The sequence below is a fragment of the Bradyrhizobium sp. LB13.1 genome (assembly GCF_054056815.1).
In genome coordinates this window covers 3,367,746-3,386,185 of record NZ_JBSRYQ010000001.1, presented here as the reverse complement: position 1 = coordinate 3,386,185, position 18,440 = coordinate 3,367,746, and the positions used below count along the sequence as shown (strand labels likewise).

General features: G+C 63.0%; 13 protein-coding genes and 1 pseudogene. 9 read left to right on the top strand and 5 right to left on the bottom strand.

What is annotated here, in order from left to right; all coding sequences use genetic code 11:
* From ACVWYI_RS15860 to ACVWYI_RS15830, 7 genes are read left to right on the top strand one after another with little or no spacing between them, the layout of a single operon-like run.
* Nucleotides 1–1,023, top strand: a complete 1,023-nt coding sequence (locus ACVWYI_RS15860) for a xanthine dehydrogenase family protein molybdopterin-binding subunit (RefSeq protein ID WP_354044086.1) — start codon at nt 1–3, stop codon at nt 1,021–1,023.
* A gap of 7 nt (nt 1,024–1,030) precedes the next feature.
* Nucleotides 1,031–1,912, top strand: a complete 882-nt coding sequence (locus tag ACVWYI_RS15855; RefSeq protein WP_456662560.1) for an AAA family ATPase — start codon at nt 1,031–1,033, stop codon at nt 1,910–1,912.
* A complete protein-coding gene (locus ACVWYI_RS15850; RefSeq protein ID WP_456662559.1) occupies nt 1,909–3,030 on the top strand; it encodes a vWA domain-containing protein in 1,122 nt (373 codons plus the stop codon). The genes ACVWYI_RS15855 and ACVWYI_RS15850 overlap by 4 nt, the downstream gene beginning before the upstream one ends.
* Nucleotides 3,027–3,911, top strand: a complete 885-nt coding sequence (locus ACVWYI_RS15845; protein ID WP_456662558.1) for an amidohydrolase family protein — start codon at nt 3,027–3,029, stop codon at nt 3,909–3,911. Before ACVWYI_RS15850 ends, ACVWYI_RS15845 begins: the two co-directional genes overlap by 4 nt.
* 42 nt (nt 3,912–3,953) lie before the next feature.
* Nucleotides 3,954–4,802: an MBL fold metallo-hydrolase gene (locus ACVWYI_RS15840; protein ID WP_247340972.1), complete on the top strand. Its 849-nt coding sequence runs from the start codon at nt 3,954–3,956 to the stop codon at nt 4,800–4,802.
* 17 nt (nt 4,803–4,819) lie between these two features.
* The gene (locus ACVWYI_RS15835) at nt 4,820–6,394 is read left to right on the top strand and encodes an isochorismatase family protein (RefSeq protein WP_456662557.1); all 1,575 of its coding nucleotides are present in this window, start codon (nt 4,820–4,822) and stop codon (nt 6,392–6,394) included.
* A gap of 3 nt (nt 6,395–6,397) precedes the next feature.
* Nucleotides 6,398–7,024: an FMN-dependent NADH-azoreductase gene (locus ACVWYI_RS15830; protein WP_456662556.1), complete on the top strand. Its 627-nt coding sequence runs from the start codon at nt 6,398–6,400 to the stop codon at nt 7,022–7,024.
* A gap of 176 nt (nt 7,025–7,200) precedes the next feature.
* Here ACVWYI_RS15830 and ACVWYI_RS15825 read toward each other — a convergent pair whose 3' ends face one another.
* The 3 genes and pseudogenes from ACVWYI_RS15825 to ACVWYI_RS15815 form a co-directional block, all read right to left on the bottom strand.
* On the bottom strand, nt 7,201–8,349 hold the full coding sequence (locus ACVWYI_RS15825) for an ABC transporter substrate-binding protein (protein WP_456662555.1): 1,149 nt from the start codon (nt 8,347–8,349) through the stop codon (nt 7,201–7,203).
* A gap of 985 nt (nt 8,350–9,334) precedes the next feature.
* Nucleotides 9,335–10,360, bottom strand: a complete 1,026-nt coding sequence (locus tag ACVWYI_RS15820; protein WP_456664531.1) for a glycoside hydrolase family 5 protein — start codon at nt 10,358–10,360, stop codon at nt 9,335–9,337.
* A 20-nt stretch (nt 10,361–10,380) separates the two neighbouring features.
* Nucleotides 10,381–11,669, bottom strand: a pseudogene (locus tag ACVWYI_RS15815) (O-antigen ligase family protein).
* A gap of 223 nt (nt 11,670–11,892) precedes the next feature.
* Here ACVWYI_RS15815 and ACVWYI_RS15810 point away from each other — a divergent pair.
* Nucleotides 11,893–13,029, top strand: coding sequence for a GNAT family N-acetyltransferase (locus ACVWYI_RS15810; RefSeq protein WP_456662554.1), 1,137 nt, complete (start codon nt 11,893–11,895; stop codon nt 13,027–13,029).
* A 30-nt stretch (nt 13,030–13,059) separates the two neighbouring features.
* Here the strand turns inward: ACVWYI_RS15810 and ACVWYI_RS15805 are convergent, their stop codons facing one another.
* Nucleotides 13,060–14,283, bottom strand: a complete 1,224-nt coding sequence (locus ACVWYI_RS15805) for an FAD-dependent oxidoreductase (protein WP_456662553.1) — start codon at nt 14,281–14,283, stop codon at nt 13,060–13,062.
* Between the two features lie 465 nt (nt 14,284–14,748).
* Here ACVWYI_RS15805 and ACVWYI_RS15800 point away from each other — a divergent pair, with 465 nt between their 5' ends.
* Nucleotides 14,749–16,095 carry a lipopolysaccharide biosynthesis protein gene (locus ACVWYI_RS15800; RefSeq protein WP_456662552.1) on the top strand — a complete coding sequence of 449 codons (1,347 nt, stop codon included), beginning with the start codon at nt 14,749–14,751 and terminating at the stop codon, nt 16,093–16,095.
* Between the two features lie 53 nt (nt 16,096–16,148).
* Here ACVWYI_RS15800 and ACVWYI_RS15795 read toward each other — a convergent pair whose 3' ends face one another.
* Nucleotides 16,149–18,242: a Wzz/FepE/Etk N-terminal domain-containing protein gene (locus tag ACVWYI_RS15795; protein WP_456662551.1), complete on the bottom strand. Its 2,094-nt coding sequence runs from the start codon at nt 18,240–18,242 to the stop codon at nt 16,149–16,151.
* Nucleotides 18,243–18,440: the final 198 nt, after the last annotated feature.

The window sequence follows — 18,440 nt, the reverse complement described above, 5'->3', positions numbered from 1 at the left end:
ATGACCCGACATCGCGGACGCGGCATCGCATCGATCAATTATCCCATCGGTATGAACCTTGGTGGCGATCCCAGCCAGGCCCTGGTCCATTCCAATCCAAGCGGCAAGTTCACCGTGGCGCTGTCGTCGATCGACCTCGGCCAGGGCATGAAGTCGGTGACGCGGCAGATCTGCGCAGAGACGCTCGGCGTGCCCGTCGAGGACGTCTATGTCGACACCGCCGATTCCGACACGGGCCCGCATTGCATGGGCTCGTTCGCCTCGCGCGGCACCCATCGCGTCGGCAATGCCGTGATGGCGGCGGCGCGCGAGGCGCGCGGCGTGATGATGGAGGCCGCCGCCGAGGAGCTCGAGGTCAATGCCGCCGACCTCGAAACCGACGGGCGTGGCAACATCCACGTCAAGGGCGCACCGCACCGCTCGATCTCCACCAAGGACGTCGCCATCGCCGCGCAGTTCAAACAGGGCAAGACTATCGCGGGCCGCGGCATCTTCCTGGTGCCGCTATCCAACGTCGATCCCGAGACTGGCGAGATGTCGCCGGCGACCTGCTACGCTCATGCCTGTCTTGTCGCCGAGGTCGAGGTCGACGACGAGACCGGCGAGGTCACGATGATCCGCATGGATTCTGCCTATGAGCTCGGCCGTGCGCTCAATCCGCGCCTGGTCGAGCAACAGCTCGTCGGTGGCGCCTGGATGGGCGTCAGTCACGCGCTCTACGAGACGCCCGAACCCTATTATCCCGACCCAATCCACGGCCCTCGCGACTTCGTCGAATATGTCATGCCTGGCCCCGGCGACATCTGCCCGCACGACATCGCCGTGTTGGAACGCCCCGCTCCCGATGGCCCCTTCGGCGCCAAGGGCCCCGGCGAAATGTGCGCGAATCCCGTATTGCCGGCCGTCGCGAACGCCATCTTCAACGCCGTCGGCGTCCGCATCGACGACCTGCCGATTACGCCGGAGAAAGTGCTGCGCGCGATCAAGGCCGAGGGCGGCGCACGCCCTCAGGCGCGGCGCTGAGGTTTCGATGGCCGTCCGCAGCAACATCGTCGGCATCGATAGCCCCGAGGCACTGGAGAAGGCGCTTAGGGCGGCCTATTACCTCGCCGACGAGGGACTGGCGACCGCAGCCTATCTCGGTCTGGCACTCGGCAAGCCATTGCTGCTCGAAGGTGCGCCGGGCGTCGGCAAGACCGAGGCCGCCAAAGCCATTGCCGCTGTCCTCGGTCGCCGGCTGATCCGCCTGCAATGCTACGAAGGCATCGACGCGTCCGCCGCGCTGTACGAATGGAACTATCCGCGCCAGATGCTCGCCATCCGCCAAGCCGGCGATGAGAGCATCGATATCTACGGCGAAGCGTTTCTGATCGAGCGGCCGATGCTGGCGACGCTGCGCGCGCCCGACTCGACCGTGCTGTTGATCGACGAGATCGATCGCGCCGACCAGGAGTTCGAAGCGTTCCTGCTCGAGTTTTTGTCCGACTTCCAGATCTCGATCCCCGAGCGCGGTACGGTACGCGCCTCGGAGCGCCCGGTCGTCGTCCTAACCTCAAACCGCACGCGGGATCTTCATGAAGCGTTGCGGAGGCGCTGCGTCTACCACTGGATCGGCTATCCCTCCGCCGAGCGCGAAGCACGTATCGTGATGATGCGGGCCTCCAGCGTCGCCGAGGGGACCGCGCGTGCCGTCGTCGCGGCCGTTGAGAAGCTGCGGCGCGAGCCGCTCAGCAAGGCGCCGGGGATCGCCGAGGCCGTCGACTGGGCTGAAGCCGCCACGCTGCTGCACAAGGGCGGCGCGCGCTGGCCCGATGCCTTCAGGCGCTCGATCGGCGTTGCGCTGAAAGACGAGGAGGATCTGCACTTCATTTCGCCGCGCCTCGACGCCCTGCTGGCGGAGGCCTCTGCATGAGCACCGAACCCGAACTGCCGCGCGCTGCGCGTGTCTTCATCTCCTTCGTAGGGCTGTTGCGAACGAACAAGTTTGCCGTCGCACCGGAACAGACGACCTCGTTCCTGGCCGCAATCCAGATGCTCGGCCCACGCAGCCTGGAAGACATTCGGCAGGCAGCCCTCGCAACACTGGCGCCTCCGCCGGAGCGTCGTGCCACGTTCGACCGGCTATTCGATCTGCACTTTCGCGGAAACGAGGCAATCGAGCGCGTCGATGACGGGGAGGAAGACGAGACTGTTCGGCTGCAAGAGGAGGCCCGCGGAGACGACGAGCCGTTGTTGTCGGACGAGGCCAACGAGTCCGGTCTCGCAGCAGCGCGCGCGGAAGCCCTGGTCGAGCGCCGCTTTGCGCAGCTCTCGACCACTGACGCGCTGCGCCGGCTGTCCCGTGAGGCGCCCAGGCGCCTGCCGAAGCGGCGCGGCCATCGCCGCATGCGGGCCCGACGGGGGCCCTACGCCGATTTGCGCCGCACCCTGCGTGACTCTGTACGCAGCGACGGCGAAATCCTTCGGCTGGGGCGTTTGAAGCGTCGGCAGCGCCCACGCAAGCTGCTGCTCCTGATCGACGTCTCCGGCTCGATGAAGACCCGCACCGAAGAGAACATGAAGCTCGCGCACACGCTGGTGCAGGCGGCGCCCAATGTCGAGGTCTTCACCTTCGGCACGCGGCTGACCCGTATCACCCGCCCGTTACGTCTCAGGCGCCGCGAGCAGGCGCTCAACGCCGCAGCCTATCTGGTCAGCGACTGGGACGGCGGCACCCGAATCGGCGACGCGCTTCAGGCCTTTCTCGCCATACCCCGCTTCGGCGGATATGCGCGCGGCGCCGCCGTGATCATCGTTTCCGACGGTCTGGAGCGGGGCGAACCCGATGCGCTGCGCGATGCGGTAGCGAAACTGTCGCGCCGTGCGTGGCGCGTGAGCTGGCTGACGCCGCTCGCGGCTGGTCCCGGCTTTCGTCCGCAGACCGAAGCGCTGGTCGCAATCGAACGGTTCGTCGACGACCTCGTCGACGGCGGATCAAGCGCGTCGATCGTCGCGCATGTGCTGGCGCTGGGACAAAGGAGAGTTGCGTGACCGACATCGTCGATGGGCACCATCATATCTGGCGCCAGGCCGACCTGCCCTGGCTGGTCGGTTCGATGCAGCCGCGCATCTTCGGTCCATACGAGCCGATTCGACGCGATTACCCGATCGAGGAATATCTCGGCGACCTCAAAGGCAGCGGCGTCACCCGCTCGGTCTATGTCCAGACCAACTGGTCCAATGACCGCTTCGAGGACGAGGCCGCTTGGGTGCAGCAGACCGCCGAGGAGCACGGCTGGCCGCATGCCATCGTGGCTTACGCCGATTTCTCAGTGGACGACGTGCGTCCGCAACTCGACCGCCTGAAGCGCTATTCCCTCGTACGCGGCGTCCGCATGCAACTTCATTGGCACGAGAACCCGCTTTATCGCTTTGCGGCCCGCCCCGATCTCTGCACCGATCCCGTGATCCGGCGCAACATCGCCCGCCTTGCGGACTATAGCTTGAGTTTTGACCTCCAGGTGTTCACGCCGCAGATGCCGGACGCCGCACACCTTGCGGAAACCTGTCCCAAAGTGACCTTTATCCTCCAGCACGCCGGCATGCTGGAGAACCTTTCACCCTCAGGTCGCGCGGCGTGGCGCGCCGGGATGGCCCGCCTCGCCGCCTGCCCGAACGTCGTGTCGAAACTGTCGGGGCTCGGAACCTTCATCCACCGCAACGACCCCGCACATATCGCATCCGTCCTGACCGACACGATTGCGATCTTCGGCGCCGAACGCTGCTTGTTCGGCTCTAATTTTCCAATCGAGAAATTGTGGACCAGCTATCGCGAGCTGATCGATGCGTTCCGTGCCGCCGCAGCGCCGCTGCGAGATGATCAGCGCGAAGCCATTTTCAAGACAACCGCCATGCGCGTCTATCGGCTCTGAGCGCCGAGGAAACGAACGAGAACGGACACAGGGAGGGACAGAATGCCGCTGGAAATCAAGATCCTGGACTATGGTGATATCGAGCTGGAATCGAGCTTTCTGGTTCTCGGCCACGACTGCGGCCGCACCCGCCGTGTCCTCACCCTCGGCTTCCTGATCCTCGGCGGCAAATATCCGGTCGTGGTAGATACGGGTTACCGCTCCAACCAGATCATGGAAACGCTGGGGATGCGCGGCCTGCAGTATCACGAGCACATGATCGAGAACCAGCTTGCGCGGCACGGCGTGCGCATGGGCGATGTGCGCTTCGTCTGCCACACCCATCTGCATATCGACCACGCCGGCAAGGACGATCTGTTCCCGATGAACACGACCGTCGTCGTCAACCGCCGCGAGCTCGAGTATTCCGTGTCCGGCCTGATGCATCCGCAATATCCGGCGCCGGACATCAAGCATCTGATCGACCGTCTGCACACCAAGAGCGCGCTGCGCTTTCTCGACCTCGAGATCACGGGTCCCATCGAGCTGATGCCGGGCGTCTACTGCGACGCAGCGAATGCGCACACCGAGGGCTCGATGAACATCATCGTCGAGACCGCCGACGGCATTGCTACCATCTGCGGCGACGTCATCTATGACTTCAACGACCAGATCGTGACGCCTTTCAACGAGATCCACGACTGGGAGCCGCGCACCACGGGCAATCACGGCACCACCAAGCGCGCCGAGAAGGCCGCCATCAAAAAGCTGCTCAGCAATTCGCGCTATCTCCTGCCGGTCCACGACCGTCCCGCCAAGATCGAAGGCGGCAACGTCGTCGGCCGGCTACACGACCAGGTCCCCGGACCGATCGTGCAATCTGTGCCCCAGCGCAACTGGTTTCCGGCCTAGACACCAGGGGATGGACGATGACGCACGTCACCTTGCGCTCCGAATTCGAGACCCTGATCGACCCCTACGCGCCGGTCGCGCAGGTCGGCACCGGTTTTGACTTCACGGAGGGACCGATCTGGCATCCGGTCGATCATTATCTGCTGTTCTCGGACATGCCGGGGGACGTGCGCCGGCGCTGGGATGCGCGGCGCGGCGTCGCCGAAGTCAAACGGCCGTCGAACAAATGCAACGGCATGACCTATGACGCCGAGCTCAATTTGATCGTTTGCGAGCACGCGACATCGTCGTTGATCCGCGAGCGGCCGGACGGACGGCGCGAGGTGCTGGCCTCGCACTTTGGGGGACAGGAGCTCAACAGCCCCAACGACGTCTGCGTGCACTCCTCCGGCGCGATCTATTTCTCTGATCCCTGGTATGGCCGCATGCCGGTCTATGGCGTCGAGCGGCCGAGGCAGCTCGGCTTCCAGGGCGTTTATCGTGTCGTGCCCGGCGCCGACCCGAAGCTGCTAGTTGACCGCAATCTATTCGACCAGCCGAACGGGCTGTGCTTCTCGCCCGACGAGAAACTGCTCTATGTCAACGACACCGTGCAGGCACTGATCCGCGTATTCGACGTCAACGGCGACGGCTCGCTGTCGGGTGCGCGTGTGTTCGCGAGCGGCATCCGCTCCGAGCTCGAGCCCGGCTTGCCCGACGGCATGAAGTGCGACCAGCACGGCAATGTCTGGGTCACTGCACCCGGCGGGGTCTGGGTCTATTCGCCGCGGAGCGAGCTGCTCGGCAAACTCCGCGTGCCTGAACTGGCCGCCAACCTCGCCTGGGGCGGGCCGGATTTCCGCACCCTCTATCTGACTTCGACGCATTCGGTCTACGCGATCCCGACCAAGGTCGGCCCACGTCATGAGCCCTATATGAGCGGACGGCGGAGTGGCAGCGGTACAGGCACTGGCACCGCGCCAGCAGCGCCGATCGTGGCCGACAGCGAGATGCAGCTCGACCCGCGACGCTGTGCCATGATCATCCAGGATCTCCAGAACGACGTCATCATGGACGGCGGCGCATTCGCCGATTCCGGCGCACCAGGTCACGCGAAGCAGCAGCAAGTCGTCGAAAACGTCCGGCGTCTTGCGGAAGCTGCGCGGGCCCGCGGCGTCGCTATCATCCATGTCTGGTTCGTGGTCGAAGCCGGCGCGCCCGGCGTGACGCTGAATGCGCCGCTGTTCGAGGGTCTCGTCGACAGCAAGGCGATGGTGCGCGGAAGCTGGGGGGCCGCGCCGGTGTCAGGTCTCGAGCCACGGCCCGGCGATTTCGTGGTCGAGAAGGTGCGAATGAGCGCCTGGGAGGGCACGCGGCTCGAAACGATCCTGAAAGCCACCGGCCGCGACATGATCATCAACACCGGCGCCTGGACCAACATGTCGGTCGAGCACACGGCACGGACCGGTGCCGACAAGGGTTACTTCATGGTAGTTCCTGAGGATTGCTGCTCCACCATGAACGCCGACTGGCACGCTGCATCGATCAACTTCGCCATGCAAAACGTTGCCGTCGTGACCAAGGCCGATGCAGTCATCAAAGCGCTGGGATGAGCGGTGGCAAAGCTCCTGCACCTGTCCTGCTCGCCCCGCAGCGACTCCTGGTCGAGCGCCAGCGCACACGTCTTCCTTGACGGCTTTCGCCGGGTCCGGCCCGATTGGGACGTGGATGTCATGGATATCTGGCGGGAGCGGCTGCCGGAATTTTCAGGCCCTATCGTCGAGGCCAAATACGCACGGATGAAGGCGGAAGCCTTCAACGACGCGCAGCGGGACAGCTTTGCGGAGGCCGAGCGTGTGGCGCTCCGCTTGGCGCTTGCCGATCGGGTGCTGATCTCGACTCCCATGTGGAACTTCAGCATTCCCTATAAGCTCAAGCAATGGTTCGACGTTATCGTCCAGCCCGGGCTCACCTTCCGGTTCGACCCATCCCTGGGATATGTCCCGTTGCTGAAGGACCGGCCGACCATCGTCATCATCGCCAGTGGCAGCGATTTCGCCACCGGAATGAACCGCGGTCGCATTGACATGGCAACGCCGTACCTGCGCGAAATTTTGCGTTTTGTCGGGATTAGCAATGTCCGTTTCGTACCGATCGGGCCAACCATCGGACCGCTACAGCCCATCGAGGCTTCCCGCGAACGAGCCCATCAACGCCTGGCCGCAATGGCCGCGAGGTTCTGATGCACTCCGCAAGCGAACTCTAAGTCAGGGCAGATTGTCGCGCATGAAAATATCGATGCGGATACGCTCCTGATCAGGGCTGATGTTCATGAGTGCGACCGCCAAATGGCGAAAGATCATCAAGGCCGCCGGAAATCGAGCCGCAATAATCCGGCGAAGATTCCGTCCGGGCGCCGCTACTTTGCCAGGCGGAATTTCCCGCCTTCCACCTTGATCAGAAAGGCGGAGCGTTCGTCGTAGCCGTTGTGATCGGCCTTGCTCATGTTCGACAGCCCATTGTTGAGATAGATGTTCTGCCCGCGCTCGAGCGCGTCCCGCAGAGCCGCGCGAAATTCGGTTGTGCCGGGCTTTGCCGTCTTCAGCGCATCCGGTGCAGCTCTCCCAATCAGCGCGACGACATCCCAAAGGTGGGCAGCGAACATGTTGGGCTTTTGCCCGTTCGCCGCTTCATACGCGGTCACGAATTCCTCCGTCGAGCGACGGAACGGATCTCCTGTGGGAAGATCGGCGGCAATGGTAAAGGCCTCGCCTGCAAATACGGCACCTTCGACGTTCGCGCCCCCGAGCTTGATGAACTCCTCACTGGCCACGCCGTGTGTTTGAAATATCTTCCCAGCGTATCCGCGCTCGCGGAGCGCCTGCTGCGGCAAGACCGCCGGAGTTCCTGCGGAAGCAATGAAGACGGCATCGGGATTGGTCGACATCACCTTGAGCGCCTGACCGGTGACGCTCGTGTCTGCGCGCGCATAGACCTCATGTGTGGTCACGGTCAGACCCAGAGCGGGCGCGAGGCGGCTCACCTCCTTGTAGTAGCCTTCGCCGTACCCATCCGAAACGCCGATATAGCCGAGCGTCTTCACGCCCGATTTCGCGATATGCCTGAGGATGGCGGCCGCCATGAGGTCATCATTGGGAACGACCTTGAAGGCCCAGGCGCGCTTCTCGTCCATCGGTTGAACTATCGCGGTAGCGGCGGCGAGCGACAGCAGCGGCGTCTTCGATTCGAGCGCGATATCCAGCATCGGCATGGTCACCGGGGTCAGCGAGGAGCCGACCAGCACGTCGACCTTGTCCTGGATCACGAGGCGGCGTGCGTTCTGAACCCCTTTGGTCGAATCTGATTCGTCGTCCAGGGTGATATAGGTGACCTTCTCTCCAGCGATCTCTTTCGGAAGAGCTGCAACCGTCTTGAGCTGCGGCTGCCCCAGCGCGGATCCCGGGCCGCTTGCCGAGATCACAACTCCAATTTTAATCTCCGCGTTCGCCGTATTTCCATAAAGGACGCATGCCACAAGAATCGAAGCTCGCGCGAAACCGATCTTCATGTCCTGTTTCCTCCTCGTCCGCTTTCGTCCGACATACGCGCTTGCTCCTGCGGTCCTGAGCAACCGGGCGGACCACCGTAAGCGGACCGGAGGAACGTGTCTGTCCCTAGCGTTAGGGACAAGACATCGGTGCCCGAGCGTCTGCGCACGCTTCGGACGCACGGCCGCGCTCTCGCGACGCATGGCGCCCGAGATTGACCGCGGTTCTCCACCCTCTTGTCCAGGAGGGCGCAGGGAAGGCCGGGTGCCGGCTGGCACCCGCGGTCCGCTGCGCGAAAGTGTAGCGCAAGGAAACCGCACAGCAGCATACAGGTGTAGCCAAATCACTCGGCCTTCCCTGCGCAGTGGCTTTACGGCGTATGCCGTGCTCTCCCGGGAGCCGAGTTCCTGTTGGCCTCCCTCGCCTTCACGAAAGTCGCGGACACCGCGCCGGTTGACGCGAATGCCGCCTCCGCCAAGGCTTGACCGTAGCAACGACGGCCAGGACCACACGGTTTTGCCGTACGCACGGCTCGCTTGTCGCCACCGGTTTCGACGACGTTGTGCACGTTGCCGCCGACCTGATGACGAGACGAACCTGACAGCGCCGCTCGTCGGCACGAAGCCTCGGGCTCACGGAGAGCAATCCGCCCTGCCCGCACTTTCGGGCCCGACGCTGTCGCGTCCACCGCAAGCCCGGCTCTACGACCATCACGACACATGGTCGCCCCTCAAGGGTGAGCCGGGATGGGCGACACATACGCCATTTCCGAATTTCGGTAAAGTGGAATATTTTTGCGGGGAGGGGTTGACGGGGTGCTGAGTGTTTTGCCCGACAGGTCTCAGCGCGACAATCGTTCCGTGAGGTGAATTGGTTCCGCTTGACGCAACCCCACCTCGCCGAGCTGACTTTCTCACTGTCGCCTGAAGGCAATCGCGATCTGGCTGATATTTGCGGCAAGCTCGGAGGTGCAGCAAACCGTGCAGAAGAATCGGGCGCGCAATTTCAACGCGTTGGCGGCATCAGGGCGCGCAGGATGCCCGGCTTCCAGGCCTGACGTGCGCTGTCGAAGGCCGCGAAGTCGTGATCGAATTGCCAATAGGCCCATGCCCAGCCGAGCCTATCGGCGCTTCTCGCCACGAACGACAAATAGCGCTGGCGACTGTCGGATGGCGCACGCTCGTACACTCCGAACTCACCGACATAGACCGGGCGCTTCTCTTTCTCCGCCCATACGCTCATTTTCTTGAAATCGGCGGCCGCCTTCGCTTCGTCGTCCGGGCTGCCCCAATCCAGAGGCCCGATCCGCGAAAACGTCGGAGACCAGGGCGCGCCCTGATGGGTGAACCGTATCGGCGCGTAATAATGAAACGTGACGATGAGGTGCCTGTCGTCGGCCGGCAGAGCCAGTTCGTCGACCGGGATCTCATCCGTGTTGAGGACGGCGGCAATGACCGGCCGTTCGGGATTGGTGCGGCGGATGATGCCGAGACATTCGTTGAGGAGCGAATTCCAGCTGGCGGACGTCATTTCTCCACCAGGCTCATTCAAGACCTCGAAGACGAGCGCCGGATATTTGCCGGCATAGCGCTCGGCGATCTGCCGCCAGAACGCCCTGAGCTTATCGCCGCATTCGGAAACGTCGCGTTGGCAAAGGTGAGTATCGTGCTCATCGAGGATGGGAACGAGTTTCCTTGCAAGAACGTCCTCGATGACGGCGTCGAGCCGCCTCAGGACGATCTCGTCCAGGACGTTCCCCGGGCCCATGAACTTGAAGCCGAAGAAATTGATCCTGACGTGCGAGAACCCGGCCTTCTTGATTGCGGTCAAACTGTTCAGGCGAAATGGCGCGTTTTGGCCACCTTCCCAGATTCCATCGTAGCCGAGAATGTTGATGCCGCGACCCAGTTTTGGCATATCGCGGGAGGCGGACTGCTCGGCCCCATGGGCGTGGGACAACAGCGAAGCAAAGAAAAATGCCGTTGCTGCAAGATTGAAGCTTCTCGGCCAACGAGCGCGTACGGCGGTCATCCTGCATCCATTGGTAAAGACTACAATTCCGTCGATCGCACCGGTCTGCACGTCGCGAAGAAAAACCCCACCAGGAGCACCGATGTGAACATCGTCGAGCGAAGGAATGTCGTCTCCGTGAAATTGGTCTGAAAGCTGAGGACGACGAATCCGATGATGAGAGCACAGTGCGATCGGTCGATCGTGCGTGCGGAAATCAGATGGAGGATCTTGTGCGAGAACAGCAGGACGCTCGCGGCAAACAGCGTGTACCCCAAAAATCCCGTTTCCATCAGGATCGCGATGTAGCCGCTGTGATAATTGTCGAGCACCCAGCCGTGGTTCTGTTCGAAATAATCGTAGATCGACGGGATCGTCCAAAAGCCGTTGATGCCGAAGCCAAGCAACGGCGCATCGTCAAAATGGCTTATCGCGTAGTGCCAGATGAAGGTCCGCTCGGTAAAATCGACACTCGCGTCGCCGATATGAATGGCGTCATATCCCGTCGCATAAAAATACAGGATCAGGAATCCGGCCAGAGTGCACATGACGAATGGCAGGACCGCATAGAGCCTCATGCAGCCGACCGACCACATTGAGGTCACGAGCATTGCGCAAGCAGCCAGGGCGACAGCACCGGCGCCGCGCGATTCCGACGCGAGGACGCTTGTTGACGCCAGCAAGAATACAACGAGGAAGGCCAGCCACCCCTGCCCCGTCATCTTCCGATAGCAGGCAAGGAACATCAGATAGGCACCCACGAAGCCAAGTGTCTGCTTGGATTCGTAGACGCCCTGCCATTGACCATTGTGCATCCAGCTGTGGTCGACCCCGATGTCGGGCACGGCGATCGCGCAGAAAGCCGATGCGGCGACCAGTATAAAAAGCCCATTGGCCGTGGTCCTCACGACCTCGTCCAGATCGACGCGCGCGTGACGAGACAGAATGCGCCGAACGTCGTCATCGCAAGCGCAGCGCTCTTCATGATCGCTGCGACGTTCAGGCTGGACCAGAACACCGAGACAACGGCGAAGCCGTAGAATGCGACCAGCGCCACCAGATCGGGATTGACCTGTAACCGCAGACGCGGCTGCACGAATGCACTAGCGTAGATCAGGACACCCCACATCAGGATGGCTATGGCCTGCTGCAGAAAGCTCAGCTCCGCCGGCAGCAGCCCGGCGTTGAAGATGCCCATCGATGCGACCACGTTGACGGTGATCGAACAGCTGATCGCCGCCCTGGCAATCCTCTCAGCGCCAACGCTGCGCGTCTTCCAGATCGCGCTCCCGGATGCCCCGGAATCCACCTCGGTGTACAGGCTGGCCATGAAACGACCTTCCTTAAGCGCGGTTAATTATTTGCTAGCGCAGGTCGATCTCCGCGCCACGAGGCCGCTCGGGCGCGAAATTTAAGGATTTGGTAACGATACGAACGTTGCTCGAAGCATTAATGCAAATCACACGCCGCCGGTGTCTCACCCGTAACGACCCTGCTATAAAGCACAGATCCGGCTCGATCGTCCCGAGCTATCTGGTTTTCCCTGGCTGCGCATGAACAGACCTAGCAACACGTTCGACATCGCCATCGAGCAGGGATTCGACTTCCTGTCTCCGGACTATGCGAAGCTGTTTGAAAACTCGGCCGCCACCGCGTTCCAGCATCCGCTCTGGCTGGATACCCTCTACACCAGGCTCACGTCTCATGCAGGCGCAACTCCCCTGGTTGTCGCGGTCCGCCACCGCCCGACGGGCACCCTTGCGATGGTGCTGCCCTTGCTGCGGGTCCGTCGCGGCCCGATACGGACCGTCGAATTCGCCGACCTCCGCGTCTCCGACTATCTGGCGCCGGTGTGCAGCCCGCAGGTATTTTCCGAGCTGCTCAAGGACGAGAGTGCCTGCGCAGAAATCCGCTGCCTCGTCCGCCCGTTCGATCTGCTGCGAATGGCCAAGCTGCCAGACGGACGGCTTCCGATCGAGAACCTCCTGGCTACGCCCCGCCGCGTCGCGATGGACTCCAATGCCTACGCGAGCGTTCTGGTCGCGCCGTTCGAGCAATGGCGCGCCAGTGCGATGGATCGCTCCTATCAGAAGGAGCTCGCAAAAAAGTCCAGGCAGCTCCAGAAGAAGGGCGACTTGAGTTTTTCATGCTGCAACGACGGCGCCTCCGTGATCGAGGCGCTGGACGTGATGAGAAAATTGCGCGGTCCGCGCTTTCAGGCACAAGGCGACGGAGACCTGCTCCAGCGCCCGGAATATTACGGCTTCTATTCCGAAATGGCGCTCCGCGGTCTCGGCTCCTTTGTCCGGCTTTATGCCATGAAGATGGACGGCGACGTGATCGCCGCCGTGCTCGGACTCTGCCATCAAGGCAGCTTCCTTGTCATCATGAGCGCCTTCGACATTGCCGGATACAAGAGCCAGTCCTTGGGCGCGTTGATGTTCGAGCAGGTGGCGAGGGATTGCATCGAGCGCGGGGATCGGATGCTCGATTTCACCATCGGTGACGAACCCTACAAGAAACTGTTCGGCGCGCAGCCTTCGCCGATGTGGGCGGTCACACAGGCGGGCAGCACCGTGGGCGCCATATCCTTGTTCGCCCTGAAACAAGCGCCCTGGCTGAAACTCGCCGCCAAGCGAATGTCGGAGTTCAGGCTCCTGCCGACCCGCACCTCGACGCCCACGCGCTGACCAGCGCGAGGCGCCGACAGGGTGCGGCTCTCAGGCGCGTAGCGCGCTTCGAACATGCGCGAGCCAGCCCGGCCGCATTTGATCGACCCGGTGGGTGATACTGCGGCGCAGGAAGTGCAGCCGCCGCCGCACGTCCCAACCGATATCGTTGCGGGACGTCAGGGCCTGGCGGAAGCGCGCCATCTTCAGTGACTGCTGGTCCGCCGCGACTTTGTCGGGATCGGAATAGAACTCCGAAATCTTCTCCTTGCTCATGCCCCCCGTCTTGAGCCAACGCGGCGCATATTCGGTGCACAGGCGATCGACGTCCACCAGCAGCCGGGCAACGCCCGTGCCGGCGGCGGGGCAATTGGTCTGGAACGCATCGCCGATGAGCACGACGCCGGGCTGGAGATGTCCTTCCACGACGGACAGGTCCATCACCCAATTCTGCACCCTGTCGGTCACATGGAAATCGCCAAGGTAAGGCCGCAATCCCGGCAGCAGGCGCAAAACCGTCGCTTCCGGTTCGCGGCGTAGCTCGCGCATGATCGGATCGGCCGGGTCGCGGAACATGAAAAGGTTTGCGCGCATACCGGCACGCACGGGAAACAGGCTGAGATAATCGATGCCGTCCGCCGTGCGCTCGCCGTAACAGGTCAGCGCATCGAAATCGAACGGCGCATCGTCCCGGCGGGCGATCGTGAAGCCGAACGAAACCGAATGGCGCTCGGCCAGCACGCGCCGCTTGATGCCGAGCTTGTAGCCGAGAACGCCCGCCATGCCCGTAGCCAGAACGACGAGACGCGCGTCGAGGCGCCTTCCGGAAGCGAGCTCGATATGCTGGATATCGTCGCTACAATTGACTGCAGTGACTTCGTCGACGATCAGGCTGGACGGATCAGGCAGTTGGCTGCGCGCCATGGCAACGAGATCGGCGTAGGGAAGCCCGTAAGCTTGGCCGACGCTGACATCGACCACCTTGCCTTCCCTGATATTGAGCACCTGATCATATCGGCAGGCCACGCGGTCGAGCGCATCGAGGAAACCCAGCTTGCGCAACATGACCAGCTGATGGCCGCCGATTTTCTCGACCCGAAACTCGTCCGGATAGACCGCGCGCTTGTCGACGAGAGCGACACGATGCCCTGCCCGCGCGAGCACCGCTGCCGCAAGCGATCCCGCCAGGCCGCCGCCGACGATCGCGATGTCGGCGACGATCGTCGCGGTCGCAGATCCAGCGCTCGGCTCGGTCAACTTGCTATCCAGCGTCATGGTCCAGGCTCCCACGGTCAACGATGGTTGCACGTGCAATTCTCTCGCCTGATGTCGCATCACAGGACCAAACGCGATCATTTCTCGATATCTCGGTTAATGAAGCAGAGGGCTGCTCGGCTTGACGATATCCGGCACGCGCCTTGCTGAGGATGCCCTGCAAACTTCGGTCTCCGGCAACTCGGCGGCCATTCCGGGCGAGCCAGTCCGCGTTCAAACGGCTCATCTCGACTTCATTGACCGTCGATGCGGCGCTATGCCGCCACGCGATCGGGCCGGGCTTTGCTTGATCTGGGACAGTGGGATCAGCGATGTTCCATAGTGAAGCAACTGGCATAGCCACGACATCGCCGCGGCCGGCACGCGCATCGAGGCCGCCTATTAACACTCGCGGTTTTTCGGCATGCTAGGCTGTCGACTGTATCGGAAAATGTCTCTCCAGGGGGAGTTACCCCTTAAATTCCCATGATCGATTCCATCGTCCAGTTCATGCGGCGCGACGTGACGCGCGGTGTTGCCGGAACCATCCTCCTCAAGGTTGGTAGCGGTGCGCTTGCGTTTGCGTTGTTCTCGCTGGCGGCACGAACGATGTCGCCCGATGGGTTCGGTATCTTTGCGACCTGGCTTTCGGTGGCCCAGATGGCGGCCGTCGTCGGGCTGGTCGGCCAGGAATCGCTGCTGGTGCGATTTCTGAACGAGTATCGGGTGGGAAATCAGCCCGATCTCACCAAAGGCGTTCTGCTATCGAGCTTCAGGATTTCCTCCGTCGCAATGCTGATTGCGATCGGCGCAACCGCGATCGGCGCGAACATCAGAGGCGATTCGTGGCTGCTGATCATCGCGGTGTCGGCCTACATCGCTGTGAATGCAGGACTAATGCTTGGCAGCCAGATCGCTCGCTCGCTGGTCAGCATTCTCATGGGAGAAGGAAACAGGGAGTTCTTCTGGCGCGTCAGCGTCGTGCTGTTTCTGCTCGCAATCATGTCCGGCCATCGGCAGCTCGATCCCGCCGAATTGATCGCCGTGATGACGATTGCCATGTCGGTCGGGTTGGTCGCGCAGACCATCGCGATTGCGCGAGTTCTGCCGGATTTCCGCGGCACGGCGGTGCGCTCCGAGACGTCGCGCTGGAGATCGAGCGCGCTCCATTTCTGGGTTGCGTCCATCCTGGAAGCAGCGAACCAGTATTTCGACGTCATTCTGGTCTACTGGATGCTGGACCCGGCAACCGCCGGAATTTATTTCGCCGCTTCGCGCCTGGCCAACATGTTCGCCATGCTGTCCGCCGCATTGTACAGTTTTGGCGCGCGGCGGCTCCCGTCACTGTACTTCAGCAAGAACCACGAGGAATTCGAGCGAACCTTGCGGCTCATGGCGGAAGTGACCGCGCTGTGCGTGGTCAGCGGACTTCTCCTGATTTGGGTTGGCGGTCCCCATCTTCTCAACCTGTTCGGGCCGCATTTTGCCGCGCAGCACTGGGTCCTGATCGTGCTCGCGATCGGGACGGCCTTCCAGGCAGCGGGCGGTCCATCTGCGGCGATCTTGCAGCTGACCGGCCACGAGCGCGAGTATGTCCCTGTCGTTGCCGCCAACGTGGCGTTGCGGCTGATCGGATTTCTCGTCCTCATTCCCTGGCTCGGCGTTCTTGGCGCAGCGATCTCGGCCACTGTGTCGCTGGCGCTCGCGACCATCGCCCTCAACATCCTCTGTCGGCGGCGAACCGGGGTCGATCCTTCGGTTCTGGGACTTTTGCGCTTCTCGGCATCGAAGCGCGGCGCCTACGCGGTCCGCGGCGCGGAACCCGGCGAATAGACGTCTTCTCAGTCAGGGCATTGCATGGCTCGGCAATCAGTTGCCGCGTGGCGTCAACCGGCCAGCCCCAGCACTTCGCCGCGACGGGACGCCGACGAGTCCGTCGGCACACGGTTGACGACGACGCCGGTCGGCACACCGACAAACCGGGAGAGCGCAGCAATAGCCCTGCGCATTGCGGCTGAATCGACCGCGTCTTCGCGAGCGACCAGGACGACAAGATCGGCGTGAGCCGCCAGCGCCGCCGCCTCCGGCTGCAAGGCCAGAGAGGTGGCGTGGACGACGATCAGATCGAACTCCGAACGAATATCGTCCGCGGGCTGTGGCTCGGGCTTCTTGCCGGCGCCCAGGAGCTCGTCGACGCTGCGAAAGTCCGCGGTGGTCATGCCGTCGGCGTGGCCGTTGGCGAGGCCAGCCCCGGCACCGCCGAGGTCCGGCTCGACCCGGATCAGGACGCTCAGCTTCCCCGTGTTCACGGCCCATCGGTTCAGCGACCGCGCGACGGTGTTGCCGCCGGCCCGCTTGCCGACCGACATCACGAAGACGACCTTGCCATGAGGTCCCGGCACCTTCTCCAGCCGCTCCAGCAACGGACGCAGATGGGGACTGAGATCGAGTTCGGTGGTCGCGGACACCGGCCCTTGCCAGATGTTTCTGGGGACTTCGCCGGGCGTCAGGTCGGGAATGCGGGCCCACACGGGCGGACGTGACCAGGTCGCGGGCTGGCGCGGAGCCGGTTCGGGGTCGCGGATATCAGGAGCGGATTTGTCCGATCCGCGTCCCGTGGCGGCGACGACCGCCGTCGATGTCAGCAGCGAACCGATCGCGAGAGCGGCGAGCAGCAAAGACAGCGGTGGCAGGGTCGAGCGCAGCGGCGGAATGGCGGACGATGCAATCTTGGTCTGAGAGCTCTGCAAGAGGCGCTGCTCGTTCGTCGTCTTGGAGCGCGAGAGGAACTGCTCGTAGATGTTTCTGTTGGCCTCGGCGTCGCGCTGCAGCTCCTGGAGCCGGACCAGAGCCTGACCGTCGACCAGAAGCTGCGATTCCGCCGCCTTCATCTGGCCTTCCAGCGCCTTCTGCTGCTCACGCTGGGCCTCGTATTCCGATTTTGCGGTGTCGACGCCCTTGGTCCGCTCGACCTCGATCTGCCTGTTCAGATCGGTCAACTGGCTGTACGACATGACGAGGTCGGGATGGCGATCGCCGAACACCGCCCGCTTCTGCGCAATCTGGTCATTGAGCGCCGACCGCTGTGCGCGCAGAGCGCTCAGGAGATCCTGCTTGACGGGGCTCTCGACATTCGCCTTCACGTCGCGCTGCGCCTGCTCGTAGCGGGCCTTCGCCTCTTCGGTCCGGGCGCGCGCAGCGGCAACCTGCTGCGACAGTTCGGTAACCCGCAATTGCTGGGTGGTGGAATCCTTGCCCGCGTTGACGATCCTGTGCTCGAGCTTGAACGTGGCTACGGCGTCCTCTGACGTCTTCAACCGTTCGTTCAATGATTTGAGCCGGCCACTGAGCCAGTCGGCGGCCTCGTCGGTCGCATCGGTGCGGCTGCGGCCCTGGCTGGCGACGAACGCCTCGGCGATCGCATTGGCGTAGTAGGCCGCCCGCTCCGGCCGGCTCGAGGTGAAGCGGATGGCGATGACATAGGTCAGCCCGCGACGGGAAATGTCGAGGCGGTTACGGAATCTCTCGAGCAGGCGCGCGGGGTCGGTGTGTCCCCCGGAAATGTCTTCGTCGTCGCGAATCTTGAGCTGCTCGATCAGCGGCTTCAGAAAGCCGTCGGACTTCGCCACTTCGACCAGGCTTTGCAGCGCGGCGCTGTCCTGCCCGATACCCGGCAGAACGTCCTGCTCGGTGGTCACGCGCTGCTCGCGGGGATCGACCACGACCAGCGCGGTCGCTGCGTACCGAACCGGAATCACCAGGAGAACGACGACGCCAAGGGCGAAGATCGCGACTGCGAACGTCAGGATGCGGCGAGCGTTGTCCCGCAAGAAGGAGAGCGCACCCGCGGCCGTGAGCGCACGGCCAGAGCGTGCGGCGGCTTCACGAGCCTCGCCGTTCGACGCATTCCGAGGCTGCCACGACGCGGCGACACCGGTCGATCCGGAACTTGTCGGGTCTGCACGGCGACCGAACGTCATGGATTTTACTCGGATTCAACTGGCGAACACTGTTCAGTGGCCTCCTCCAACGTAAATATCTATGGTTAATCCGCGGTTACCCGCGCCTCATCCGACCATGACCAATTGGTTAACGCGCTCGCTTCATTTGGTTGGGACCCAGCGGAATTCTCTCGCGAACGGTGCCCTTCCGACAGGCCGCGCATTAACTCCGTTTAT

Excerpts from the sequence above, each read along its gene's own strand:
- ACVWYI_RS15805 (WP_456662553.1), bottom strand. The coding sequence starts at position 14,283 with ATGACGCTGGATAGCAAGTTGACCGAGCCGAGCGCTGGATCTGCGACC.
- ACVWYI_RS15800 (WP_456662552.1), top strand. The coding sequence starts at position 14,749 with ATGATCGATTCCATCGTCCAGTTCATGCGGCGCGACGTGACGCGCGGT.
- ACVWYI_RS15810 (WP_456662554.1), top strand. The coding sequence starts at position 11,893 with ATGAACAGACCTAGCAACACGTTCGACATCGCCATCGAGCAGGGATTC.
- ACVWYI_RS15850 (WP_456662559.1), top strand. The coding sequence starts at position 1,909 with ATGAGCACCGAACCCGAACTGCCGCGCGCTGCGCGTGTCTTCATCTCC.
- ACVWYI_RS15860 (WP_354044086.1), top strand. The coding sequence starts at position 1 with ATGACCCGACATCGCGGACGCGGCATCGCATCGATCAATTATCCCATC.
- ACVWYI_RS15820 (WP_456664531.1), bottom strand. The coding sequence starts at position 10,360 with ATGACCGCCGTACGCGCTCGTTGGCCGAGAAGCTTCAATCTTGCAGCA.
- ACVWYI_RS15855 (WP_456662560.1), top strand. The coding sequence starts at position 1,031 with ATGGCCGTCCGCAGCAACATCGTCGGCATCGATAGCCCCGAGGCACTG.
- ACVWYI_RS15835 (WP_456662557.1), top strand. The coding sequence starts at position 4,820 with ATGACGCACGTCACCTTGCGCTCCGAATTCGAGACCCTGATCGACCCC.
- ACVWYI_RS15825 (WP_456662555.1), bottom strand. The coding sequence starts at position 8,349 with ATGAAGATCGGTTTCGCGCGAGCTTCGATTCTTGTGGCATGCGTCCTT.
- ACVWYI_RS15840 (WP_247340972.1), top strand. The coding sequence starts at position 3,954 with ATGCCGCTGGAAATCAAGATCCTGGACTATGGTGATATCGAGCTGGAA.
- ACVWYI_RS15795 (WP_456662551.1), bottom strand. The coding sequence starts at position 18,242 with ATGACGTTCGGTCGCCGTGCAGACCCGACAAGTTCCGGATCGACCGGT.